Annotated in this window: 20 protein-coding genes; 9 read left to right on the top strand and 11 right to left on the bottom strand. The window is 67.1% G+C overall.

Annotated elements, in window-relative coordinates; genetic code table 11:
- Positions 1 to 16 precede the first annotated feature (16 nt).
- Positions 17 to 532, top strand: coding sequence for a hypothetical protein (locus C9412_RS13720; RefSeq protein ID WP_107232140.1), 516 nt, complete (start codon positions 17 to 19; stop codon positions 530 to 532).
- Between the two features lie 75 nt (positions 533 to 607).
- Entirely contained in the window at positions 608 to 1,168 is a 561-nt protein-coding gene (locus tag C9412_RS13715; RefSeq protein ID WP_107232139.1) for a queuosine precursor transporter, read from the top strand.
- A 300-nt stretch (positions 1,169 to 1,468) separates the two neighbouring features.
- Here C9412_RS13715 and glnE read toward each other — a convergent pair whose 3' ends face one another.
- Complete coding sequence (gene glnE, locus C9412_RS13710) at positions 1,469 to 4,264, bottom strand: bifunctional [glutamate--ammonia ligase]-adenylyl-L-tyrosine phosphorylase/[glutamate--ammonia-ligase] adenylyltransferase (RefSeq protein WP_107232138.1); 2,796 nt, start codon at positions 4,262 to 4,264, stop codon at positions 1,469 to 1,471.
- 453 nt (positions 4,265 to 4,717) lie between these two features.
- On the opposite strand from glnE, the gene C9412_RS13705 reads away from it, so the two are divergent.
- Positions 4,718 to 6,232, top strand: coding sequence for an acetyl-CoA hydrolase/transferase family protein (locus tag C9412_RS13705; RefSeq protein WP_107232137.1), 1,515 nt, complete (start codon positions 4,718 to 4,720; stop codon positions 6,230 to 6,232).
- 164 nt (positions 6,233 to 6,396) lie between these two features.
- Here the strand turns inward: C9412_RS13705 and C9412_RS13700 are convergent, their stop codons facing one another.
- The 9 genes from C9412_RS13700 to C9412_RS13660 all read right to left on the bottom strand — a co-directional run bounded on the left by C9412_RS13700 (position 6,397) and on the right by C9412_RS13660 (position 17,259).
- Complete coding sequence (locus C9412_RS13700) at positions 6,397 to 7,761, bottom strand: VOC family protein (protein WP_107232136.1); 1,365 nt, start codon at positions 7,759 to 7,761, stop codon at positions 6,397 to 6,399.
- Positions 7,762 to 7,926: 165 nt separating this feature from the next.
- A complete protein-coding gene (locus C9412_RS13695) occupies positions 7,927 to 8,415 on the bottom strand; it encodes a hypothetical protein (protein WP_107232135.1) in 489 nt (162 codons plus the stop codon).
- A 31-nt stretch (positions 8,416 to 8,446) separates the two neighbouring features.
- On the bottom strand, positions 8,447 to 9,199 hold the full coding sequence (locus tag C9412_RS13690) for an HAD family hydrolase (RefSeq protein ID WP_107232134.1): 753 nt from the start codon (positions 9,197 to 9,199) through the stop codon (positions 8,447 to 8,449).
- A gap of 84 nt (positions 9,200 to 9,283) precedes the next feature.
- Positions 9,284 to 9,700 (bottom strand): EF-hand domain-containing protein, encoded by a 417-nt coding sequence (locus C9412_RS13685; protein WP_107232133.1) that lies wholly within the window; start codon positions 9,698 to 9,700, stop codon positions 9,284 to 9,286.
- A gap of 232 nt (positions 9,701 to 9,932) precedes the next feature.
- On the bottom strand, positions 9,933 to 10,304 hold the full coding sequence (locus tag C9412_RS13680) for a hypothetical protein (protein WP_107232132.1): 372 nt from the start codon (positions 10,302 to 10,304) through the stop codon (positions 9,933 to 9,935).
- Positions 10,305 to 10,476: 172 nt separating this feature from the next.
- Positions 10,477 to 11,190 carry a M15 family metallopeptidase gene (locus C9412_RS13675; RefSeq protein WP_107232131.1) on the bottom strand — a complete coding sequence of 238 codons (714 nt, stop codon included), beginning with the start codon at positions 11,188 to 11,190 and terminating at the stop codon, positions 10,477 to 10,479.
- On the bottom strand, positions 11,123 to 12,628 hold the full coding sequence (locus tag C9412_RS13670) for a serine hydrolase domain-containing protein (RefSeq protein ID WP_258190255.1): 1,506 nt from the start codon (positions 12,626 to 12,628) through the stop codon (positions 11,123 to 11,125). Before C9412_RS13670 ends, C9412_RS13675 begins: the two co-directional genes overlap by 68 nt.
- 65 nt (positions 12,629 to 12,693) lie before the next feature.
- Positions 12,694 to 15,717 (bottom strand): TonB-dependent receptor, encoded by a 3,024-nt coding sequence (locus C9412_RS13665; RefSeq protein ID WP_107232129.1) that lies wholly within the window; start codon positions 15,715 to 15,717, stop codon positions 12,694 to 12,696.
- A 51-nt stretch (positions 15,718 to 15,768) separates the two neighbouring features.
- On the bottom strand, positions 15,769 to 17,259 hold the full coding sequence (locus C9412_RS13660) for a transglutaminase-like domain-containing protein (protein WP_107232128.1): 1,491 nt from the start codon (positions 17,257 to 17,259) through the stop codon (positions 15,769 to 15,771).
- Between the two features lie 132 nt (positions 17,260 to 17,391).
- Between C9412_RS13660 and C9412_RS13655 the strand changes: the two genes are divergently transcribed.
- The 6 genes from C9412_RS13655 to C9412_RS13630 all read left to right on the top strand — a co-directional run bounded on the left by C9412_RS13655 (position 17,392) and on the right by C9412_RS13630 (position 23,539).
- Positions 17,392 to 18,837: an SH3 domain-containing protein gene (locus C9412_RS13655; protein WP_107232288.1), complete on the top strand. Its 1,446-nt coding sequence runs from the start codon at positions 17,392 to 17,394 to the stop codon at positions 18,835 to 18,837.
- Positions 18,834 to 19,928: a dipeptide epimerase gene (locus tag C9412_RS13650; RefSeq protein ID WP_107232127.1), complete on the top strand. Its 1,095-nt coding sequence runs from the start codon at positions 18,834 to 18,836 to the stop codon at positions 19,926 to 19,928. The genes C9412_RS13655 and C9412_RS13650 overlap by 4 nt, the downstream gene beginning before the upstream one ends.
- Before the next feature lie 253 nt (positions 19,929 to 20,181).
- Positions 20,182 to 21,030: a MurR/RpiR family transcriptional regulator gene (locus C9412_RS13645; protein ID WP_107232126.1), complete on the top strand. Its 849-nt coding sequence runs from the start codon at positions 20,182 to 20,184 to the stop codon at positions 21,028 to 21,030.
- A gap of 15 nt (positions 21,031 to 21,045) precedes the next feature.
- The gene (locus tag C9412_RS13640; RefSeq protein WP_107232125.1) at positions 21,046 to 21,807 is read left to right on the top strand and encodes a L,D-transpeptidase family protein; all 762 of its coding nucleotides are present in this window, start codon (positions 21,046 to 21,048) and stop codon (positions 21,805 to 21,807) included.
- Entirely contained in the window at positions 21,804 to 23,105 is a 1,302-nt protein-coding gene (locus C9412_RS13635; protein WP_107232124.1) for an amino acid permease, read from the top strand. The genes C9412_RS13640 and C9412_RS13635 overlap by 4 nt, the downstream gene beginning before the upstream one ends.
- Positions 23,106 to 23,215: 110 nt before the next feature.
- Positions 23,216 to 23,539 (top strand): hypothetical protein, encoded by a 324-nt coding sequence (locus C9412_RS13630; RefSeq protein WP_107232123.1) that lies wholly within the window; start codon positions 23,216 to 23,218, stop codon positions 23,537 to 23,539.
- A gap of 104 nt (positions 23,540 to 23,643) precedes the next feature.
- Here C9412_RS13630 and yiaA read toward each other — a convergent pair whose 3' ends face one another.
- A complete protein-coding gene (gene yiaA, locus C9412_RS13625) occupies positions 23,644 to 24,096 on the bottom strand; it encodes an inner membrane protein YiaA (protein WP_107232122.1) in 453 nt (150 codons plus the stop codon).
- Positions 24,097 to 24,163: the final 67 nt, after the last annotated feature.

The following is a 24,163-nucleotide window of genomic DNA, read 5'->3' as shown; positions in this document are numbered from 1 at the left end:
CTCCCTGGAGGTCTGCATGTTCCGTTGCCTGCGTGTTCCCGCGTCCGCCCTGCTGCTCTCCGCACTGCTGGTGCCCACTGTCCATGCCGGCGCTGCGCCGCAGTTGAACAGCAGCCAGGCCAGCGTGATCGTCACTTCGTTCGTGGTGCTGTCGTTGCCGCTGGCGGCCTCGATGGGCCTGTCCGAGCTGTCCAAGGCGCCGTTCGAGGCCAGCGAGCGCCACGGCAAGTCCACCCGCACCAAGGCGGTGCCGCTGCCGCCGATGGAGGTGAAGAAGGTGGAGACCACGCCGCAGGGCGAGCGCAAGGTGCAGTTGCAGGTGCCCGACAAGGCCGACCAGACCGCCACCCTGCACTGGCCGGTTACGCCGAAGGACCAGGACCCGACGGCGGCCTTCGTGGTCGGCCAGCAGGTGCGTTTCGAGCCGACCCCGGCCGGTGCCGGCTGGAACGTGAAGGGCGCCCAGGGCCAGACGCTGGCCTACGTGCCCACCGCCTACGCCGCCGGCGATGTGATGAGCGAAGCGCTGTAAAGCTGAACGACCGGTTTTGGCTTTGCCGCGGGCCGGGCGGATAATGGGCGATTCCCCTTGTCCCCCTGGCTCGCCATGTCCGTGCGTCCTGCCCCTGTGTTTGCCCCGCTGACCCCGCGCGCCCTGGTGCTGGCGGTGCTGGCGATGGGCGCGGTGGTGCTGCTGTCGAACGTGCTGGTGCAGTACCCGATCAATGACTGGCTGACCTGGGGTGCCTTCAGCTATCCGGTGGCGTTTCTGGTCAGCAACCTGATCAACCGCCGTTTCGGCCCGGGCCCGGCACGCCGCGTGGCGTGGATTGGTTTCCTGGTGGCGGTGGTGCTGTCGGTGTGGGTGGCCACCCCGCGCATCGCTATTGCCTCGTGCTCGGCATTCATCGTGGCGCAGCTGCTGGACATCACCGTGTTCGACCGCCTGCGCCGTGGCAGCTGGTGGCGCGCGCCGATGGTGGCTACCACCTGCAGCGCGACGGTGGACACCACGATCTTCTGGTCGATCGCATTTGCCGGTTCGGCGCTGCCGTGGATGAGCTGGGCCGCCGGCGACCTGGCGGTGAAGCTGGCGATCGGCGTGTGCCTGCTGGCCCCGTTCCGCGCGCTGCTGTGGAAGATGGCGCCGCTGCGCGCCGCCGGCTGACCGCCATCGCTCTGGTAGGTGCCGACCGTTGGTCGGCACGCTGTTGCCGGGGTCATGAGCGCTGATGGCCCGTGCCAACCAAGGTTGGCACCTACCAAGAGCGGGTCATCGGCGGGTCATGGCTCCAGTGGGTGCCAACAGCGGGGCATTGTTTTGGTAGGTGCCAACAGCGGGGCATCGTTTTGGTGGGTGCCGACCGTTGGTCGGCACGCTCTTGCCGGGGTCAAGAGCGCTGAGGGCCTGTGCCAACCAAGGTTGGCACCCACCAGAAGCAGGCCATTGCCCAGCCATCGCTGCCGGTCAGGCGAACGGCAACTCCGCTTCAACGCAGGCCGAAGTGATCGCCGCGCAGGCCTCTTCAATGGCCGGGGTGGTCGCTGCCAGGCGTGGCCGCCGATCCAGCGTGCAGGCCAATCCCACCTCCAGCAGCGCGGCATGTGCGCTGTGCAGCGCCTGCGCGGTGCCATCGGGCAGGAATCCGGCAACGGCCAATGCATCGATCAATGATGGCGTATCACGCGGCTGCAGCAGCGCCGCATGCTGCGCGCTGCGCGCCAACACGCCGGTCTGCAGCAGGAACTCCAGGTCCACCACGCCACCGGCGCCCTGCTTCAGGTCCAGCCGCGCGGCATCGCTGCGGTCCAGCTCGGTGCGCATGCGGCCGCGCATCTTCAACACATCGGCATACAGCGTGGCCTGATCGCGTTCGCGACCCAACGTCTGCGCGCGTACCTGTTCGAAGTCGGCCAGCAGGCTGGCATCACCGGCCACACCACGCGCGCGCACCAGTGCCTGGTGTTCCCAGGTCCAGGCGCGTTCGCGCTGATACTCGGTGTAGCTGGCCAGCGAAGACACCAGCGAACCCTTGCCGCCATCCGGGCGCAGGCGCACGTCGATGTCGTACAGGCGGCCTGCTGCAGTGACCGCGCCGAGCAGAGCCATCACCTTCTGTGCCAGGCGCGCATACCAGCGCCCCGGTTCCAGCGGGCGCGCGCCATCGCTGGCATCCACGCCGGCCGGGTTGTCGTGCAGGAACACCAGGTCCAGATCGGAACCGAAGCCCAACTCAAGACCACCCAGGCTGCCGTAGCCGATGATCGCGAAGCGCCCGCCGGGAATCTCGCCGTGCGCGGCGCGCATGTCCGCTTCGGCCATCGCCAGCACCGTGATGACGACGGCCTGTGCCAGCTCGGCCAGTTGCCGGGTGCTGTCCACCGCGCCCTGACGGCCGTCCAGCGTGGCCATCGCCATGCGGAAGCTGAGCGCCAGCCGCGTCTCATTGAGCCAGCGCAGCGCGGATTCGGGATCCTCCACCGTGAGCACCTGCCGGCACTCGGCCAGCATGCCGTCCGCATCCGGCATCGGCCCGGACACGCGCACGTCCAGCAGTTCATCCAGCAGCAGCGGATACGCGGCCAGCCGTTCGGCCAGCAGTGCGCTGCGCGCCAGCACGTCCACCAGCCGCGCCAACGCGCTCGGCTGTTCGTCCAGCAGCGCCAGATAACTGGTCCGGCGCAGCACTGCCTGCAGCAGGCCGAGCACGCGCTTGAGCGCCGCGTCCGGTTGCGGCGAGCGCGTGGCCGCATGCAGCAGCGCCGGCAGCACGCGGTCCAGGCGTGCACGCGCAGCGTCGGACAGCGATTTCACGCCGGTGCCCTGGGCGAAATCGCGCAGCGACTGGTCGGCGCCGTTGGCATCGAGGAAACCGGCTTCGGCCAGCAACGGTGCATCGCTGCCGTCAGGCAGACTGCGCCAGTAGTTGGCCAGCGCGTCGGGCGCGGCCTGGCCCTTGCGCGGGGCCAGCAGCGCGGCGAATTCGGTACTGACCCGTTGCTGCTGCACGGCCAGCGCCGCGCGCAGCACGTCCCAGTCCGGGTAGCCGAGGCCGATCGCGATGCGCTCGCGGTCCAGTGCATCGCTGGGCAGCACGTGGGTCTGCGCATCGCGCAGCATCTGCAAGCGGTTTTCCAGGCGGCGCAGGAACAGATAGGCCTCGCGCAGCGCGCTGCCATCTTCCGGCGCGATCTGACCGGCGGCCATCAACGCATCCAGCGCCACCAGCAGGCGGCGTTCGCGCAACACCGGTTCACGGCCACCGCGGATCAGCTGCAGCGCCTGGCACAGGAACTCGATCTCGCGGATACCACCGGCACCGCGCTTGATGTCTTCATGCAGTTCGCGGCGCGCGACCTCGGCGGTGATCGCCGCCTTCATCTCGCGCAGGCCATCGAGCGCGGTGAAATCGAGATAACGCCGGTACACGAACGGACGCAGGGTCTGCAGCCACGCTTCGCCGGCCTCGATGTCGCCGGCCACCGCACGCGCCTTCAACCAGGCATAGCGTTCCCAGTCGCGCCCCTCGCGCTGGAAATACTGGTCCATCGCCGCGAATGACAGCGCAACGCGGCCGGCGCTGCCGAACGGGCGCAGGCGCAGGTCGACGCGGTGGCTGAAGCCATCGACCGTGGTTTCGTCCAGCAGTTTGGCCAGGCGCTGGCCGAGGCGGGCGAAATACTCTTCGGCGGCCAGCGCGCGCGGGCCGTCGGATTCACCGCCGTGCGGGTAGGCGTAGACCAGGTCGATATCGGAACTGAAGTTGAGTTCGCCGCCGCCGAGCTTGCCGAGGCCGAACACCACCAGTTGCTGCGGATGGCCCTCGGCATCGCGGACCACGCCGTGGCGCTGCGCGAACTCCTGCTGCAGGGCCTCCAGCGCCAGCCGCAGGCAGTCTTCGGCCAGGGTGGTGGCGCCGGCCAGGGTCTGCGCCACGTCGTCCAGACCGGCCAGGTCGCGCCAGATCAGCCGCGTGGACATCGCCGCACGCCAGCGCCGCAGCTGCGCCGGCCAGTCGCTGGGCTGCAGCGGGTCGAGCACCGGCGCCGGGATCGGCGGGCAACCGGGGGCGGCCAGCTGCGCCAGCAGTGCCGGTTGCCGCACCAGGGTGTCCAGCGCGAAGTCGCTGGCCACCGCCAGCCGGGTCAGCAGCGGCTGCAGCTCGGCCGGGACGGGCTCGGGCAAAACCTGGGTCAATCGCGACAGCGCGCGCTCGACGACGGGCTGCAGGGAGGCGGGCAGTTCAGCGGGGGCGAGGGTCATGGGCTGATTGTATCGACCGGCCGGGGTCGGATCCCTTGGCCATGGGCAAAGAGCTCTGACCCCAAGGGCCTGTAGCGTCGAGCTTGCTCGACTGGCTTTCACCCATGCCGCCCAACGGCAGTCGAGCAAGCTCGACTCTACCGGCAGCGTGGATGGGGTCAGAGCCTTTTGCCGTTGGCAGAAGGATCCGACCCCGCTATTGCGTATTCATACTGGGCGACAGGCAATAAAAAAGCCCGCTTGCAGCGAACTGCCAGCGGGCTCTGCTCCCTCCCCCACGTCGGGATGCAGGGCCATCGTGCGGGCTGCGAAAGCACTTTGCACGCTGCACTGCAAAACAAAACCGGCGGGTATGGGTGCCCCCTCCCGGGAAAAGCCATTCCACGAAGGTAGAACCCCCCGTACGGATGAGGATGGCCGATAATCGGGTTTCCCCCCAGAAACACTGTCGTCATGTCTGTTGATCGCATCGCCAACGCGCGTCTCCGTGACCGCGTGGTCTCTGCCGAGGCCGCAGCCGCGCTGATCCAGCCCGGTGAAACCGTGGCCATGAGCGGCTTTACCGGCTCCGGGTATCCCAAGGCCGTTCCCGTCGAACTGGCCCGCCGCATCGAAGCGGTGCACGCCCAGGGCAACCCCTTCCAGATCAAACTGATGACCGGCGCCTCCACCGCGCCGGAACTCGATGGCGCGCTGGCCAAGGCCGATGGCATCGCCATGCGCATGCCGTTCCAGAGCGACCCGGATGCGCGCAACCGCATCAACGAGGGCAAGCTGGATTACATCGACATCCACCTCAGCCACGTCGCCCAGCACGTGTGGTTCGGCTTCTACGGTGAGATCGATACCGCGGTGATCGAAGTGTCGGCCATCCGCGAGGACGGCTCACTGGTGCCGTCCACCTCGGTCGGCAACAACAAGACCTGGCTGGACCTGGCGAAGAAGGTGATCGTCGAGGTCAACGAGTGGCAGCCGGCGGGCGTCGACGGCATGCATGACATCTACTACGGCACCGCGCTGCCGCCGCACCGCAAGCCGATTCCGCTGGTGAACGCCAACGACCGCATCGGCGACACCGCGCTGCGCTGCGACCCGGACAAGATCGTGGCGGTGGTGCGCACCAACGGCCCGGATCGCAACAGCCCGTTCAGCCCGATCGATGCGACCAGCGAACAGATCGCCTCGCACCTGATCGAGTTCCTGCAGCACGAAGTGAAGAAGGGCCGCCTGCCGCCGAACCTGCTGCCGCTGCAGTCGGGCGTGGGCAATATTCCCAATGCGGTGCTGGCCGGCCTGGCTAAGAGTGGTTTCCGCGACCTGGCCGCATTCACCGAAGTGATCCAGGACGGCATGCTCGACCTGCTGCGCGACGGCGTGCTGAGCTATGCCTCGTGCACGGGTTTTGCGCTGAGCCCGCAGGCGAACGAGACGTTCAAGGAAAACATCGATTTCTACCGCGAGCGCATCATCATGCGCACGCAGGAAATCTCCAACCATCCGGAACTGGTGCGCCGCCTGGGCTGCATTGGCATGAACGGCATGATCGAGGTGGACCTCTACGGCAACGTCAATTCGACGCACGTGATGGGCACGCGGATCATGAACGGCATCGGTGGTTCCGGCGACTTTGCCCGCAACGGCTTCCTGTCGGCGTTCCTGAGCCCGTCCACGGCCAAGAACGGCACCATCTCGGCGATAGTGCCGATGGCCAGCCACGTCGACCACACCGAGCACGACGTGTCGGTGATAGTCACCGAACAGGGCCTGGCCGATCTGCGCGGGCTGACCCCGCGCAAGCGTGCGCAGGTGCTGATCGACAACTGCGCGCACCCGGATTTCCGCGCGCAGCTGCAGGATTACTTCGACCGTGCCAGCCGCGAGAGCTACGGCAAGCACACCCCGCATCTGCTGCCCGAAGCGCTGTCGTGGCACCAGCGCTGGCTGGATACCGGCACGATGAAGGGTTGAGGCCCGCTTCTGTAGAGTCGAGCCATGCTCGACTCTCCTTCCCTGTGCAGCCGAGCATGGCTCGGCTCTACAAAGGGGCAGCAGCATGACCCCAGGTACGGACATCGGGTAGAGCCGGCCGCTGGCCGGCTTCCGCAACAGCCGGCCAGCGGCCGGCTCTACCTTCAGGCGGTGCGCAGCGCCGCCAGCGACTCGGCCTGCAGCCGCTCGTAGATCTCGAACTCGTCATTCACCGCCACCCCCAGCGCCTGCTCGAAGGCCTCGCGGTTGGCATGCGCGGCATAGGCACGCTGTTCTTCGCCGCCCAGGTTCGACTGGAAAATGCCTGCGGCACTGACCGGCAGGAAGTCTTCGTAGACGATCGGGTCGGCCGTGGCCAGCCCAGCGGCCACCAGCACTTCGGCCGGCAGATCGGCCACGCGCTCGGGTGCGGCGCGGCCGGCCTCGGTCAGCTGGTAGCGGTAGTAGCCCAGGCCTTCCTGGCGCAGGGTGTCGTGGTCATCCGGGAAGCTGGCAAACACCGCCTGCAGGCGCTGGCCGTAGTCGCCGCCGGTGCTGCCGGCCCCACCGGCATCGCGCGCCTGCGCCAGCAGCTGGTCGTACAGCGCGCGGCCCTTCGGGGTCAGGGCCAGGCCGCGCTGTTCGATCTCGCCGAAGCGCGCGGTATGGGTACCGGCATCGCCACCCTCGCTGTCCGGGAAGTGCACGGCCTCTTCCAGCGCCTTGAAGCTGGTCTGGCGCAGCAGGATCGGGCAGGCGCGGCGCGGCGGGCCTTCAATCACCGCCTTGGCCGCCATGCCGTGTTCGATCATGGCAGTCTGCGCGGCATCGATATCCAGCGTGCGCGGGGTCAGGTGGTTGATGTGCGGGCCACGGAAGCTGACCACGTCGGCCACCAAGCGGTGCGCGTTGTGCAGCGCGTGGTAGGTCGGCAGGTCGACGGTGGCATCACCGTGCCAGCGGAACGTTTCCAGCGCCTGCTCGACAAAACGCTCGGCATCGGCCTGCGACAGTCCGCCGTCACGCTCGGCCTGGTCGATCAGTGCCAGCGCGCCGTCGGTGAAGATGCGGCGGCGCGCAAGGATCTTCGCCGATTCGGCACGCAGGGCTTCGTCTTCGATCAGCTCCAGGCGCAGCAGCGAGGTGAACACGCGGAACGGGTTCTGCGCCAGCGCGGCGCCGGTGAGCGGGCGGAACGCAGTGGAATGCACCGGCACACCGGCCACCGACAGATCGTAGTAACCCACCGGGTACATGCCCATCACCACGAACAGGCGGCGCAGCGTGGCCAGTTCCTGCACGGTGCCGACGCGGATCGCGCCATGGCGCTCTTCATCCAGGCGCGCGCGCTCCTCGTTGCGCTGCAGCTGCGCGGCCAGCGCCGGGTCCTGGGCCAGCACCTGCGCGTTGATCCGCTCCACCAGTTCCACCAGCGTGCCGTACAGCGGCACTTCGGTGCGGTACATGCGGGACATGGCCTGCGCGAACAGGCGGCGGATCACATCGGGCGAAACGAAAGAGGCGCTCATCAGTCACTCGATTACGGGAACGGGGAACAGCTCGGGCCCGTATTGTCGCCGGAGCGCGGGGCGGCGGCGATACGCAGAGCAACATGAAAGAAATCGGTAGTGCCGGCCGCTGGCCGGCAACCTCCGGATGCCTGGATTGGTGCAGTTGCCGGCCAGCGGCCGGCACTACCGGTTCAGCTGCCGCTTCAAGGTGGCATCCAGGGTGATCGGCCGGTCCCAGTGCTGGTAGCTGGCCACGATGGCATGGCGTACGGCGCGCACATGCACGTTCTGTGGTTTCACCGGCATCCGCTTCACCACTGCCTCCCAGCCGCCCTCCGGGTTCTGGCTGAAGGCGCGCACGCTGTCGCGGCAGGTCTGGCCACTGGCCTTGGCCCAGAAACAGGCGAAGTAGATGTCCCCGGCCTGCCAGCCATGGGTGGTGAACAGCGCGCTGATGTAGCCGCGTGGCACGCCCGCGTAGCGCGACACTTCGTCAAGGAAGGCGTCGGGGTAGCGTTCGGCGTAATGGTTGATGTCCTGCAGCTGGGCATCGACCCAGCTGTCGCCGGTCTCCACCTCATACACAGCCGAACGTTCGGCGGTCTGCTGGGCCAGCACGGTGGCCGGCGCCAGCAGCAGGGACAACAGCAGGGCGCGCAGTCGCAGGTTCATGGCCCGATTCTGCCGCAGCCGCCGGCGCCTGTCAGGCCGCGGCGGCGGCCTTGGCCTCGATCGCGGCCAGCGCGGCCGGCCAATCATGGGCGCTGTCGGCGGTGACCATGCGCGGCTCGTCGTCGGCCACGCCGTGCTGGGTCTCGTGCGCCCAGGTCACCGCGTACGGCGTGTGCACGCCCCAGCCACCGAGGGTGACCACCGGTTCGATATCCGAACGCAGCGAGTTGCCGACCATCACGAAGCGCTGCATCGGCAGGTCGAACTCGGCCAGCACGCGGGCGTAGGTTTCCGGGTCCTTCTCCGAGACGATCTCGATGCGCGGGAACAGCTCGGCCAGGTGGGCGACCTTGATCTTGGCTTCCTGATGGAACAGATCGCCCTTGGTGATCAGCACCACCGGGTAGTGCTCGGCGATGGCCGCCACCGCTTCGCGCACGCCGTCGATCAGCTCGACCGGATGCCCCAGGGTGGCATGGCCGATATCGAGGATGCGCTGGATGTCCTTGGCTTCGATGCGCTGGCCGGTGATGTCGATGGCCGCTTCGATCATCGACAGGGTCATGCTCTTCACGCCGTAGCCGAAGGTCCCCAGGTGGCGCTGCTGCACTTCCAGCAGGTGGCGCGCGGTCTGGGTGTCATGCACATCGACGTAGCGCGACAGCAGGTCAAGATAATCCTGCTCGGCCTTGCGGTAGTAGTCCTCGCTCTTCCACAGCGTATCGTCACCGTCAAAACCGACCAGGCCGATGGCGCGCGACGGCGCAGGCGTGGAGGTATTCATCGGCCAAGGATACAGGGGCCATGGTGACGAGAAAAACCCGGGCGGCCGCAGCCGCCCGGGTTCCCATACGCCCCGATGCAGGTGTTACCTGCCCTGCGCGCCCTGCGCAGCGCCGCCCGCACCTGCCTGCTGGGCGGCGACGTAGGCCTTGTACTCATCGGCGCTCAACTCGCCGTCCTTGTTGCTGTCGGCCTGGTCGAACACCTGTGCCAGGCCCGCGTTCACCTGCACCTCGGTCTTGCTGATGGTGCCGTTGCCATCGGTATCGATGCTGGCCCAGGTCTGGCCACCGCCATTGGCCTGCGCCGATGCCGCCGCGGCCGCATTGGTCGCCTGGTCAGCGGCCTGACCGGCCTGCGCCGCTGCCTGCTGGGCCTGCGCGGCCTCGTTCTGCGCATGCGCGGCCTGCTGCTTGGCCGACTGCGCCATCGCCGGAATGGCCAGTACGCTGCCGGCGGCGACGATCAGGGCGATCAGGGGCTTGCGGTTGCGAATAGTCATCAGGGGTGTCTCCTACCTATTGGGTGGTGTTGCGCGGCCTGTTGTCTCCGCACGGCACCTACCCTGCCACCGCCTTTCTGAATCGATTTTGCGCAGCAACCGGCGCCCACACGCGCGATTAACCACTGGCCCGCGCGCATGCATTAGTGCGCTGGTTAGGGCCGGGTGAGTGGCTCATAAGATGTGCATTCAGTGCGCCCGGATTTAACCGGGTGCCAACGAAAAACCTGCGTCAGTCGACGGTTTTTTCCGATGACCGCGAACTGAACATCACCCATCCCAATGCCACACCGGCCAGCGCGCCGGCAATTTCCAGCACCACGCGGCTGCCCAGTTCGTTCGGATCGTGGATGGTGGACAGGAAGATGCGCGCGTACAGCGGTGATTCCAGCCGCACGATGCCCATGTAGAACAGCTTCCACGCATCGATGCCGGCCGAGATCACTACCGAGATGACGCAGGACCAGCCAATCGCATGGCCCATCGACCAGTGCAGCAGCCGGCACAACCGCGACCACAGCAGGTACACCAGCAGGCCGACCAGTAAGGCGATGCCGCCAGCTTCCAGGGTACCGAGCAGGCCGAAGTGCAGGGGAAGGTTCATCGGGTGGGCAGCGGTGGGAAGGCGGCCAGTGTAAGGGGTATCGCCCGGCACCTGCGGTAGTGCCGGCCGCTGGCCGGCAACATCAACCAGAGACCGCGCGCGGAATCGTTGAGGGCGGAGCTACCGAGCCGACAGCGGTTGCCGGCCAGCGGCCGGCACTACCGTGTCGCCCCTACCGCACGGGAACGTCGTAGGCGGTGCCGGGGTCCGGTTCGGGCTGGAACGTGTAGTGCCACCACTCCTGCGGATAGTTCACAAAGCCACGCCGCGCCATCGCCTGCACCAGCTGCTGGCGGTTCGCCTGCTGTGCATCACTCAGCCCGGGCGTCTGCGTATGCGCACGCGGGCCGAAGAAATCGAAGTCGGTGCCCATGTCCAGCACCGAGCAATCACCGCTGCGGCAATCCAGCAACCCCAGATCCACCGTGGCACCGCGACTGTGGCCGGAGCGCTCGGCGATATAGCCGTCGGCCAGCAGACGCGGCTTGTCCAGGTCCGGATACTGCATCGCCTTGCGCGACAGTTCGCGCGGATCGTTCACCCAGGCCATGAAGGCCTGCACCGAACGCACCGGCCGATAACAGTCGTAAACACGCAGGCCGAAGCCCTGCGCGCGCAGGTCCTGCTCCACCTGGGCCAGTGCCTTCGCGACCGGCGCCAGCAGATAGCAGGACGGCGCCTGGTAGCCAGGGACGCGCGCGCCGGTGAAGTTGTTCAACGTCGCATAGCGGATGTCCATCTCGATGTGCGGCGACAGCGCGCGGATCTCCACCAGTCCGGCCGCGACAGCATCGGTGGCCGGCGAAACGCGCGGTGGCTCAGCGGCGTGGGCGGTCGCGGCCAGGGCAATCGCCAGTACGAGTGAAATGCAGGTCCTGGAAGTCATAGCTGAAGTCGATGTCCGGATCGATGGCGCGCAGGTCCAGCGTCGGCACCGGGGCTTCGCCCGGTTGCAGCCATGCCTGCGCTTCGTTGCCCAGCCTATCCCAGCGCAGCAGCCAGCGTCCTTGCTGTTGCAGCACGGCGCCCTGCAGCTTCGGCGATTTGTCCACGCTGAAACGCAGGCCGCCCTTGCCCGGGCACAGCGAGGCCGGCCCCAGCCAGGGATCGTGATAACGGCCCTGCCAGCGCGGCAGATCGACCGCGCGCGCCGGCTGCGCCGTCGACGTCACAGGCCGCTGATGGCCCGACGCTGCCCGCGTGGCCTGCTCGGTCTTCAGTTCGGTCAGATAGGCCTCGGCCGGGCGCGCATCATGCGGAGCGGTGAAGCGCTTCAGCAGCGCCTGCATCAGCGCCGTGCGTGCATCTTCGCCCTCGCCGTTGATCAGCATCACCACGCCCACCTTGCGGTCCGGCAGCAGGGCCAGCGAGGAGTACATGCCTGACAAGGTGCCGGTGTGGGCTACCTTCCACTGCCCGTCCATGTCCGACACCCGCCAGCCATAGCCGTAGCCGTAGAAGTGCGCGTTGTCCCAGCGCCGCTGGCGTTCGCCCAGCGGCATCGGCATGTGCAGGGTCCACAGCGTGCGCCGCTGCTCGGCATTGAGCCAATCAGGGACCAGGGAAGGCTCCAGCAGCACCTGCATCCAACGCGTCATGTCACGCAGGGAACAGCGGATGCCGCCGGCGGCCATCGAGGTCAGGTCGGGGCTGGTTTCACCATCGGCGTTCACCACCACGTTGCGGCCCGCGCGCCAGGCATGCGGCTGGGCCACGTTGCCCATCTGCTTCACCGACCACGCGCCCACCTGGCAACGGTCCATGCCGAGCGGCTCGAACACCTGCTCGCGCATCAGCTGATCGTACGGTTTGCCACCGGCAGCGGCCGCCACTTCGCCGGCCACCACATACATCAGGTTGTCGTAGGCATAGCGGCTGCGGAAGCTGCTGACCGGCTTCAGGTGCGCCAGGCCGGCAATGATGTCGGCGCGGGTGAAGGCGTTGGGTTCCGGCCACAGCATCAGATCGCCGGCGCCCAGGCCGAGGCCGCTGTTGTGGATCAGCAGGTCGCGCACCTGCATCTGCTGGCCCACCCACGCGTCATGCATGCGGAAACCAGGCAGGTGCCGCTGCACCGGGTCATCCCAGCGCAGCCGGCCCTGCTGCACCAACCGCGCCAGCAGCGCTGCGGTCATCGCCTTGCTGTTGGAGGCGATCTTGAACAGCGTGTCCTCGTCGATACGGCCGCCATCGCCGCGCACACCCTCCGCATGGCGATAGACCACCTGCCCGTTGTCGACCACGGCCATGGCCAGCCCGGGCAGGTGCTCGTGCTGGACGATGGCCGCAACGTCGGCATCGATGGAGGCCGTGGGAACCGCCAGCACCGCAATGCACAGGTAGCGTCGAGCACGGTCGAGCGCGCTCGGCGCCGCACGCGGCGCTGGCCTCAGAAGTTCCAGGTCACCACCAGCTGGGTATAGCGCGGGGCCTGCCAGCGCGTGCCGGTCGCAAAGGTCGCCTCACGGTACTGGCCGGGCTGTGCTTCATAGCGCTGGTGCACGTTGATGGTCTTCTGGTTGTTGGTGAGGTTGTACACCGACAACCGGGCGCTCAGGTCGATGCCTTCCACCGGCAGGCGCCAGGTCACGTTGGCGCCCAGGGTCCAGGTCCACGGCAGGCGACCAAACGCACCGCGCGGGCTGTATTCGAACTGGCGCTGGTTGTAGGGGCCCGCGCAGTTGGCCACGCACAGCCAGCCGGTGCCACCGCCGCTGCCTTCACTGGACGTGCTGCCACCGGCGATGGAGTCGTTCGGCCACATCACGCCGTAAGCGGTGATCGGGCCACCCGACTGCACCTGCAGCGTGGTGCCGAACGACCACTGCTTGTTCAGTGCATACGCGGCGCGCAGCTTGAACTGATGGCGGAAATCGTTGAACAGCACGCCATAACGTTCGTTGGTGGCCGGATGATCCCAGAACTGCACCATGCCGGTGTCACCGTAGTTGGTATCGGAGTTCACCGGACCTTCGAAGTTGCCCTCGCTCTTGGACCACAGATAGGACGCGTTGAACATCCACTTCTCGTCCCAGGCACGGTCGATCTGGAACTCCAGCGCCTTGTAGGTGCGCTTGGGCTTGGAATAGCCGATCACCTCGCCGCTGCCACCCTTGCGGTAGCCGCTGTTGGCGGTATCGATGGTGATCCAGCCTTCGTTGGCGCAACCGATGCTCTTGTCACCCCAGATCGTCAGGCTCTCGCCGGGGTTGGCGATCGGCCACAGCGTGCTCGGGGTCGGGCCGCACGGGGTGTAGTTGATGCGGATGTCATCCAGTGCGCGGGTCATGCGCCGGTAGGTGGCATTGACGCCCCACGACCAGGCCTGGTTGATCATGTTCTGGAAGCCCAGGATGTACTCGTCCTGGTAGACCGCCTTCAGATCACGGTCCACGCTCTGCCGCAGGTCGGCTCCGCCGGTATTCATGCGGGTGTCGGTCGGGCCGATCTGCTGGCCCACGATCGGCGCCATGTACGGCGATCCGGTGGGCGAGGTCTTCTGCTCCCAGCCGTTGAGCACGTAGTAGCTGTATTCGTCGGTCAGGCCGCCAGCGAAGTTCACGTTGATGTTGTTGGTGACCGGCAGGTAGTAGCGACCGGCGTTGCCGAACAGCTTGGTGCTGCCGTCGCCGCGCATGTCCCAGGAGAAGCCGACGCGCGGTGCGATCAGGTCGTCCATCTTGATGAACGCCTTGCCGGCAGCGGTGCGGTTTTCGAAGCGGTCCCAGCGCACGCCGAGGTTCAGCATCAGGTTCGGGGTGATGTTCCAGATGTCTTCCAGGTAGAAGGCATTGGCCTCGGTTTCGAACGTACCACCGGACCTGCGGTTGCGGGCGCGCAGCATTTCGGTGACGCCGGCCGGCACGTAGGCGTTGGCGCCGTCCCACACTTCATCGCCGGGACGCGCCACGTAGGCGGTGTAGCTCAGCTCGGTCGGACCCGGGTAGCGGGTGGACTGCTTGGTGGTCATCAACTCGCGGTCCACACCGAAGCGCAGCAGGTGGTCGCCGAGCTGCCATTCAAAGTCCAGGCGCGCCACATCGCGGGTATCGTCACGCTCGGCCACGGCCGCACCGGTCGGATGACAGCCGGCACGCAGCCCCTGCAGCTTGCTCAACCGCGGACCGTAGGTGCTGTCGGTGAACACCGGGCTGCAGGCCTGGTCCAGCGACGAGTTGGTGAACGCGCGCTGGTTGTTCTGGCCCACCATGGCGCGGGCGGTGAAATTCTGGCCAAAGTGGCCGGTGTAGGTGGCCGACCAGTTGCGGCCGCCGGTCTCGGTAACCGAATCGCCGCCCCAGGCACCGAGCTGGTCGGCATTCCAGTTGTAGCCGTACGAGGCATTGGTGACGTCGCCTTCGTCGGAGAATGCCAGCAGTGCCAGGCTGTGGTTGTCGTTGATGTTCCAGTCCAGCTTGGTGCCCCAGAAGCCGTTGCCGGAATCGTTCTTGAACCAGGTACTGCCATCGGACGAGGTGTTGTGACCCTTGTCGCTGCGGTCTTCGTACATCGCGAACAGGAACAGCTTGTCCTTGATGATCGGCCCGGAACCCCAGACATTGGTTTTCAGGAACGAGTTGTTGTCACGGCTGCCATAGGAATGCGGCGTGCCATCACGATGGAAATGATCGCCGCCGCTGGCACGCCATGCACTGGGCTCGGCGGTGACTTCCACGCCGCCTTCGAATTCATTGCTGCCCGAGCGGGTCACAGCATTGATCACGCCACCGGTGGAGCGACCGAACTCCACCGAGTAGCCGCCGGTCTTGACCTGGAACTCGTTGAAGAAGGCAAACGGCGCCGTGCTGAAGCCACGACGGGTGTACATGTCGGTGACGTTCAGGCCGTTGATGAAGACCGCATTCTCGGCCACCGATGAACCGGCGAAGGACAGGCCACCAAAGGACGAGTTGCCCCCCACCACGCCCGGCGCCATCAGCGCCACCGCCGACAGGTCCTGGGCCACCGGCAGCCGCGAGATTTCCTGGCGGTTGATGTTGAACGAGGTTTCGGTGGAGTAGACATCCACGCGGTTGACCACGCGGGTGCCGACCACCTGCAGTGCGTCAAGATTGGTGACGCCACCACCACTGGCCAGGTTGACCGTGGTGGTACCACCAACGGCAACGCTCACCGAGACCTGATCGCCCAGCTTCTGGCCATCGCGGCTGAGCTGCAGCTGGTAGTCACCCACCGGCAACTGGCCGAGGCGGTAACTGCCATCGCTACCGACGGTGACGGTGCGGGTCAGGCCGGTGCTGCTGCTGACCACGGTGACCTGGTCACCAGCAGTTGCGCGGCCAGCGACCGCGCCGCTCACGTTCTGCGCCATCGCAATGCTGGGCAGCATTACGCCCAGACACGCCCCCAGGGCGACGCACAACGCCGCCCGCTTGATGCTGTAAGCCTTCATCCCCTGCTCTCTCCTGCAAGAATTGAATGGTGTGGAATGCGATGTGTCGCGCTAGCGTTGCCCGGCTGGCAGTACCCGCCACTGGAAGTCGTAGCTCCATTGGTCGAAGTACAGGTTGTCGCCTGCCCACTCGGCCTCGCCACGCTGCGAGTCGACCGTTTCCGAGCGGTAGTGCTGTTTGGCCGGCACGAAGGGCTGGCCGAAATCATCGTTGAAGGCGATGCGGTAGCCGTCGAGGCCACCCAGGTAGAAATCGCGCAGTGCGGGCACGTCGCTGGCCAGAGCGCCGGTGGTCACGTCCATTGGCAGCCAGCCATACGGCGCCAGGTAGACCTGCCCCCAGTCATGCAGGTTGTTGTAACCACTGCCATCGCCGGAGAACACCATGCCCGACTGCCAGCGCGCGGGAATGCCGTTCAGGCGCAGCAGCGCGATCAGCAGCAGGGTCTGCTGACCGCAGTCGGCATGGCCGGCACGCAGCGCGTAGTCGCTGATGTTGCTGATCGTGGAATATTCGCGTGCACCGGCCCAGGGAATGCGGTCGACCGCAGCAAACAGCTTGCGGACCACTTCATACGGGCGCGTCTCGCCCTGCAGCACCTGGTCGGAGAACAGCTTCAGCGCAGGGGTGAAGCGCACATGTGGCAACTGCTCGGCCAGATAGGGCTTCAAGGCCGGATCGACCGGGGTCGGTTGCACCTTGGCCGGATCGATCGCGGTATGCCGGGCGAAGATCGTGACCGCGTAGCGGACCTCGAAACGGGTTGGCTGCCCGGCCACCGCTTTGGTTTCCAGATAGGCCGTGCGTTGCAGGGTGCTGGCCGGTGCCACCCGCGCCTTGCCCGGGCTGCTGCCCAGCCACTGCACCTGCTCCTGCTGGCCCGGGATCTCGCGCGGGTACGGAATCCAGGCACGTACGGTCTCGCCGGCCGGCACCGCATCGGCCTTCACCGTGAGCGATTGGGTGAATTCGATGCGCTGCGGCAGCACCGACGCCCGGCCACGCTGTTCGGCCGCGGCAACCACGCGCGCGTGGTGTGCGTTGAGCACTTCGTTGGGCCCCGGAGGTGGCATCGGCGCATCCGCGCGGCGGCGTGCGCGTGCTTCGTCGCTGAGCAGGAACAGGTTCGACGGTGCGCGCTTGAAGTACCAACGCTCGCCATCGATATCGAGATGCTCGATCAGGCCGAGCTGGTCCCAGCGCGCGAATTCTTCGTCGGTCAGGTTGGGAATCCAGCGCCGCACAGCGGCCTTGGCCGCGGTTTCGTCGAGGCTGAAATCCAGGCGGATGCGGCGCATGCGTTCTTCCTGGAACGCGATGTCGTCGAAACTGACGCCAGGCTCCGCCGCGTCGGCGGCCGACCAGGTGTTCAGTTCGCTGTGAGCTTCAAAGAACCGTCCCGCGTCGATCATCTGCACGACGCGCGCAAACCGGACGGCCGAGGGCGGCGGCTCCGCTCCCGCCGACCACGCCCACAGCAGCAGCGCGGCACACAGGCCGGCAGCAGCAGGCAGACGCGGTTTGCGAACGGCAGGATCCACAGCGACACTTCCCCAGCGCGGGTGGTAATGGCTGTGTAACACGGGCCGGGATGCCGGTCAATAATTTATTCTTGCTTTCTATGCCGAAAGGAATAAATATTCCAAAAGGCATTCGAGGAGGGTGTGCTGCGCATGATCCTGGCTTCCCGCGAACCGCAACGGCAGTGGCGATGGCCGCGCCGGTTGTCCCTGGCCGCGTGCCTGCTGGCCGCACCGGCCTTTGCACCGGCCGCACCGGCACCCGATCCTGGCGCGCCGCTGCCGTATGTGATCGGCCTGCACGAGGCCTACCTGACTCCGCAGTACTGGGCGGCCCGGCTGGACAACGCCGATGCGCCGATCCTGGACCGCGCGCAGATCGATGCGCAGAACGCGCGGATGCGCGCGCAGGACAGCCACATCCAGGACATCGCCGCGCTGCCCGCACAGCTCGATGCCGCGCAGGTACGAGCCAGCATCAGCGCATTGTCGCGCTGGCCCGGGCGTGCACTGTTCAACGAGCGGGGCCAGGCCATCGCGCCTGCGCTGCGCAGTGGCATCGAAGCCAACCTCGGCCTCGATGCGATTCCCGCACACGTCGCACCCGCCTACGGCCTGGTGGTGAAGCGCGCGGCGCTGCGCACCTTCCCCACCCGCGAGCGCGTCTTCAGCACTGCCGGTGACACCGACATCGACCGCTTCCAGGAGTCGGCACTGTTCCCCGGCGACAAGGTGGCGGTGGTCCATCGCAGTGCCGATGGCCGCTGGCTGTTCGTGCACAGCGAGCGCTACAGCGCGTGGATCGAGGCCGACGCCATCGCCGGCGGCGACAAGGCCACGGTGCTCGGCTATGGCACGAAGGGCCCGTACCGCGTTGTCACCGGCGCCACCGCGCAGACCGCCTACACCCCGGAGGAACCGCGCGTCTCGCGCCTGCAGCTGGACATGGGCGTGCGACTGCCGGTGCTGGCCGACTGGCCCGCTGCCGAAGCAGTGAACGGCCAACAGGCGCATGCCTCGTGGGTGGTACAGCTGCCGGTGCGCGAGGCCGATGGTCGCCTGAAGCTGGTGCCGGCCCTGCTGCCGCGTTCGCAGGACACCGCGGCCGATTACCTGCCACTGACCCCGCGACTGCTGCTGCAGCAGGCCTTCAAGTTCCTCGGCGAGCGTTACGGCTGGGGCCACGACTACGACACCCGCGACTGCAGCGGATTCGTTTCCGAGATCTACCGCAGCTTCGGCGTGCTGCTGCCGCGCAATACCAGCGCGCAGGCCATCAGCCCGGCGCTGGACCGCCTGCCGTTCACCGACAAGGACACAAAGGCCGCGCGTGACCGTGCTGTGACCGATCTCCGGGTGGGCGATCTGGTCTACATACCCGGCCACGTGATGATGGCCATCGGCCACGTCGACGGCCGCACCTGGGTCATCCACGATACCGCGGGCGGCAGCTGGTCCGGTGCCGACGGCAAACGCGTGCAGGCCCACCTCAATGGCGTTTCGGTGACGCCGCTGGAGCCGATGATGGCCAGCGATACCGTCCGCTACATCGACCGCATCACCAACATCCAGCGCCTGCGCGCCAAGACTCCTGAATGAAGATCACTGCCATCGAACTGGGCATGCTGCGCGTGCCGCTGAAGACACCGTTCAAGACCGCCCTGCGCACGGTGGAGACCGTGGAAGACGTGGTGGTGCTGATCCGCACCGATAGCGGCCACACCGGCTATGGCGAAGCCCCGGCCACGGCGGTGATCACCGGCGATACGCACGGCTCGATCATCGAAGCGATCCGCCATTTCATCGCCCCGCGCCTGATCGGCCAGGACGTGGTCAACCTCAACCGCCTGTGCGGTCTGGTGCAGGGCGCGATGGAGCGCAACACCAGCGCCAAGGCGGCAGTGGAGATTGCGCTGTACGACCTGTGGGCGCAGCTGCATGGTGCGCCGTTGTACCAGATGCTCGGCGGCGGCGACCCGGTGATCACCACCGACATCACCATCAGCGTGGACTACATCGACAAGATGGTGGCCGATTCGCTGTCGGCGATCGACCGCGGTTTCGAGTCGCTGAAGATCAAGGTCGGCAAGGACATCGGCCTGGACATCGAACGGGTCAAGGCGATCCATGCCGCCGTCGAAGGCCGCGCCCTGCTGCGCCTGGACGCCAACCAGGGCTGGACCGCCAAGCAGGCGGTGCATGCCATGCGCACTCTGGAAGAAGCCGGCGTGGTGCTGGAGCTGCTGGAGCAGCCGGTGAAGGCCGCCGACATCAGCGGCCTGAAGTACGTCACCGACCGGGTCAATACACCGGTGATGGCTGACGAAAGCGTGTTCAGCCCGAGCCAGGTGATGGACCTGATCCAGCAGCGCGCTGCCGACATCATCAACATCAAGCTGATGAAGACCGGCGGCCTGTCCAACGCGATCCGCATTGCCGACATCGCCGGCATCTACGGCGTGCCGTGCATGATCGGCTGCATGATCGAATCCAGCATCAGCGTCGCCGCCGCCGTGCACCTGGCGGTGGCCAAGAGCGATGTGATCACCAAGGTCGACCTGGATGGCCCGTCGCTGGGCCAGTTCGACCCGGTCAGCGGCGGCGTGCACTTCAACGAATCGGAGATCAGCATCAGCGATGTGCCGGGGCTGGGCATCACCGAAGTGCGCGGGCTGGAGATGCTGGGTTGAACCGTAGATCCACGCCATGCGTGGATGCTCTTGCTTTTGCCCCACCCCGTATCCTCTTCGCGGCTGGCACGCGCGCGATCTGTCCGGGGTCGGGCGGGTGGGATTTGCAGGGGTGTCCGCGCCATGGATGGCGCGGCCAAGCCTCCATGGACGGATTCACGGCGTCCCCTGCAAACCCCACCCGCCCGACCCACCACATAATCTGCTCTACGCGACCAACCGCAACGCGCCTATCCATGCCCGGACGCCCCGCATGCCGCCCCTGCTGAAGATCCGTTCCGAGCGCGGGCAGATGTCGGCCATCGAACGCCGCATCGCCGACTTCATCCTCGACAACGCCCACCTGCTGCGCGACTACTCCTCCCAGCAACTGGCCAGCGCGCTGGGCATCAGCCAGTCCAGCGTGGTCAAGTTCAGCCAGAAGCTCGGCTTCAAGGGCTACCCGGATCTGAAGTATTCCATCGGCCAGGATGTCGCCCGCGCCGGTGCCGATCCACAACAGGCACCCCGCGAACCCGACAGCGGCGATGACTACCTGCGCCTGGGCGACGCCCTGCGCCGCAGCAAGGCGCAGGCCGAAGAGGAAACCCGCCAGGCCAATCCGCGCGAAGAAATCGAGCGCATCGTGCAGCTGCTCGATGGCGCGCCGAAGCTGTTCGTCCATGGCCTGGGCGATGACGGCCTGTTCGCGCGCGAGTTCGCCATGCGGCTGTCGCTGCTCGGCCTGCTGGTGGTGCCGCATACCGATCCGATCCTGATGCTGGCCAACCTGTCGGCCGCGCGCCCCGGCGATGCGCTGCTGGTGTTCTCCGAATTCGGCAACCTGCCGCAGCTTTCGCAGTTGTCGCGGCAGTTCCAGGACATGGGTGGCAAGGTGATTTCGATCACCCGCCACACCGCCAACCCGCTGCGCGCGCATGCGGATGCGGCACTGGTGGTCTGCGCGCACGATCGCGCGCCGCAGGTGGCGCAGCTGCTGTACCGTAGCGCCATGCACGCCCTGCTCGATTTCCTGTTCGTGCTGCTCTGCCACGCCAATCCGGACCGCCAGCAGCAGCTGGCGGTGAACCTGGAGCGGATCGACCACCTGCTGGATTCCTGACCGGAGCGCACGTTGATGAAATCGCTGGTCCGCCTCGCCACGACAGCCCTGCTGCTTGCCGGCTCGCTGTCCGTCCACGCCGCACCGCTGGACGGCGCGCGCCAGTTGATCGTGGTCACCAGCGACGGCTGGGACAGCACCCAGGGCCAGTTGCAAGCCTACGTGCGCGACGGCAAGGGCTGGCGCCGGCATGGCCAGGCATTTCCGGTGGCGCTGGGCCGCACCGGCAGCGCCTGGGGCCTGGGCCTGCATCCGGCGCAGGCCGAGGGCCCCCAGAAGCACGAAGGCGATGGCCGCAGCCCGGCCGGCGTGTTCGCACTCGGCAGCGCGTTCGGCTATGCGGTCACCCGCCCCGGCACCGCGATGGCCTACCAGCCGATGCTCGACAGCAGCTACTGCATGGATGTGCCGGCCTCGCCGTTCTACAACCGCATCGTCGACGCGAAGAAGGTGGGCAAGGCAGCCGTGGCAGGTTCCACCGAGCCGATGCGGCTGGACCTGCACAACAAGGGCGACGTCCGTTACCAGGAAGGCTTCGTGATCGCCCACAACCCGGACAACCAGCCTGGCAAGGGCAGCTGCATCTTCGCCCACCTGTGGCGCCAACCCGGTGAGGCCACCGCCGGCTGCACCGCGATGCCGCAGGCGCGCATGCAGGCGCTGCTGGACTGGCTGCGGCCGCAGGATGCGCCGCGCTTCGTGCTGCTGCCGCGCGCCGAGTACACGCGGCTGCAGGCGCAGTGGCAGCTGCCCGCGCTGGCCGGAGACGCCCGTTGAGCGCGCAGGACGAACCACAGCTGCAGCGCGCGGTCAGCCGCTGGCAGATCGTCGGCCTGTCGATCAACGATGTGATCGGCAGCGGCATCTACCTGCTGCCGGCCGCCACCGTCGCCCTGCTCGGCCCGTTCAGCCTGTGGGGCGTGGTTGCCGCCGGCATCGTCGTGGCCCTGCTGGTACTGTGCTACGCGCAGGCCGCCAGCTACTTCGATGAGCCCGGCGGCAGCTACCTGTACGCCCGTGAGGCGTTCGGGCGCTTCGCCGGGTTCGAGATCGGCTGGATGATCTGGCTGACCCGCATCAGCTCGGCCGCTGCGCTCAGCAACGCGCTGGCCGATGCAGTTGCGCGTTTCTGGCCGTGGGCCGGCGCTGGCCTGGGCCGCATCGCGGTGATCGTGGTGTCGCTGGGCTTCCTCACCGGCATCAACATCATCGGCGTGCGCTCGGCCGCGCGTACCGGCGTGGTGCTGGTGATCGGCAAGATGCTGCCGCTGCTGCTGTTCGTGGCCATCGGCGCGTTCTACATCGACCCGCAACTGGCGTTCTCCGGCCAGCGCCCGGACCCGCATGACCTGCAACGCATGGGCGAGGCTGCGCTGTTGTTGCTGTACGCCTACGCCGGCTTCGAAAACATTCCTGCGGCCGCCGGTGAATACCGCAACCCGCGTCGCGATATTCCGTTCGCACTGATCACCATGATCATCACCGTCACCGTCATCTATGGCGCGGTGCAGGTGGTGGCACAGGGTACGCTGGCCGGCCTTGCCAGCTCGGCCACGCCGCTGGCCGATGCCGCCGCCGGCTTCGGTGGCGAAGCATTGGCGCTGATCCTGACGGTCGGTGCCACCATCTCCATCCTCGGCACCAACAGCAACACGATGATGATGGGCCCGCGCTTCCTGTTTGCACTGGCACGCGATGGCTACGGCCCGAAGATCCTGGCGCAGGTGCATCCGCGCTTCCACACCCCGGCCGCATCGATCCTGTGCCAGGGCCTGATCGCGCTCGGCCTGGCCCTGTCCGGCTCGTTCGTGCAGCTGGCGTTGCTGTCGATGACCACGCGCCTGTTCGCCTACATCGGTACCGCCGCTGCGGTGCTGGTGCTGGCCAAGCGCTACGCCGATCGGCCGGGCGCATTGAAGCTGCCCGGTGGGCCGCTGATTCCGGTGCTGGCACTGCTGCTGTGCGTGGCGCTGTTCGCCAGTGCCAGCTGGCAGAACATCGCCGCTGCGCTGGTGGCATTTGCCATCGGCGCGGTGATCTACAAGCTGCCGCGCAAGGATGCCGACGCCGGGTGACCGGTAGCGCCGGGCCATGCCCGGCGGATTGATCTGGTGATCACGCTGTCGGACCGGGCCGTTAACCGCCACGCAGGCACGATCAGGCTTCGTACACAACGGAGCCTTCCATGACCGAGTACCAGATTCCCGGCCGCGTACCGGATGACAGCACGCCGCGTGATGCGGTCAGCAACTACTGGCGCGAGCGCTACAGCGCCGAGCCGTACTACGACGACCAGCTGTTCTTCGAGGATTACGAACCGGCCTACCGGATCGGCCACGCGGCCCGCGCGCAGGACATGATCCGCGCCTACGAACAGGTGGAAGCCGAGCTGGAATCGCGCTGGGCCAACGAGCGTGGCCACAGCCGCCTTGAGTGGGCACAGGCACGCAATGCGGTACGCCGCGGCTGGGAAGACGCGCAGCTGGCCGATCCGCGGTTGAAGCGATAACGCCATGCCCCTGTAGAGCCGAGCCCATGCTCGGCTGGGAGTCGAGCATGGCTCGACGCTACAGGTGCGGCAGAAGAGCCGAGCACGGGCTCGGCTCTACGGAGTCACTCCTGTTCCGGCAACGGCGGCACGATCGCGCTGCGCTTGCTCTGCCCACCGCCAGCGGCGATCAGGTCGCGAGTGTTCTTCTGCACCGCCACCGCGCCGAACAGCGACAGCGCGTAGGCCATGCCGTAGAAGCCCTTCTCGCTGGGAGCCAGAGTGGCGTTCCACAACCCGACCAGCAGCAGCATCAACGCCGACAGCAGCGCGAACCAGCACAGCGCGTAGTACAGGGCGCTCACCGGAATGCCCTCGACGCGGTCGCGCACGCTCTTCTGCAGCGATACCGCTGCGAACAGGCCGAACAGCAGCAGGGTCAGGTAGTAGCCCTTCTCGTTGAGCGCCATCGCGGCGTTGAACAGGCCGATCAGGTAGGCCGCCGCGCCCAGCAGCAGGGCAACCCAGGAGGCGGCGATGAAGGCGGTGGACGGCTTGTGCGGCATGGCAGTGTTCATTGCAGATCCTTGGCAGGCAGACGGGCACGCTTTGCCCGGGCGCCAACACCCTAGACGATCCCGCCGC

This window comes from Stenotrophomonas sp. Nf1, assembly GCF_003028475.1.
Taxonomy (GTDB): Bacteria; Pseudomonadota; Gammaproteobacteria; order Xanthomonadales; family Xanthomonadaceae; genus Stenotrophomonas.
This window is presented reverse-complemented; position numbering and strand designations above follow the sequence as displayed.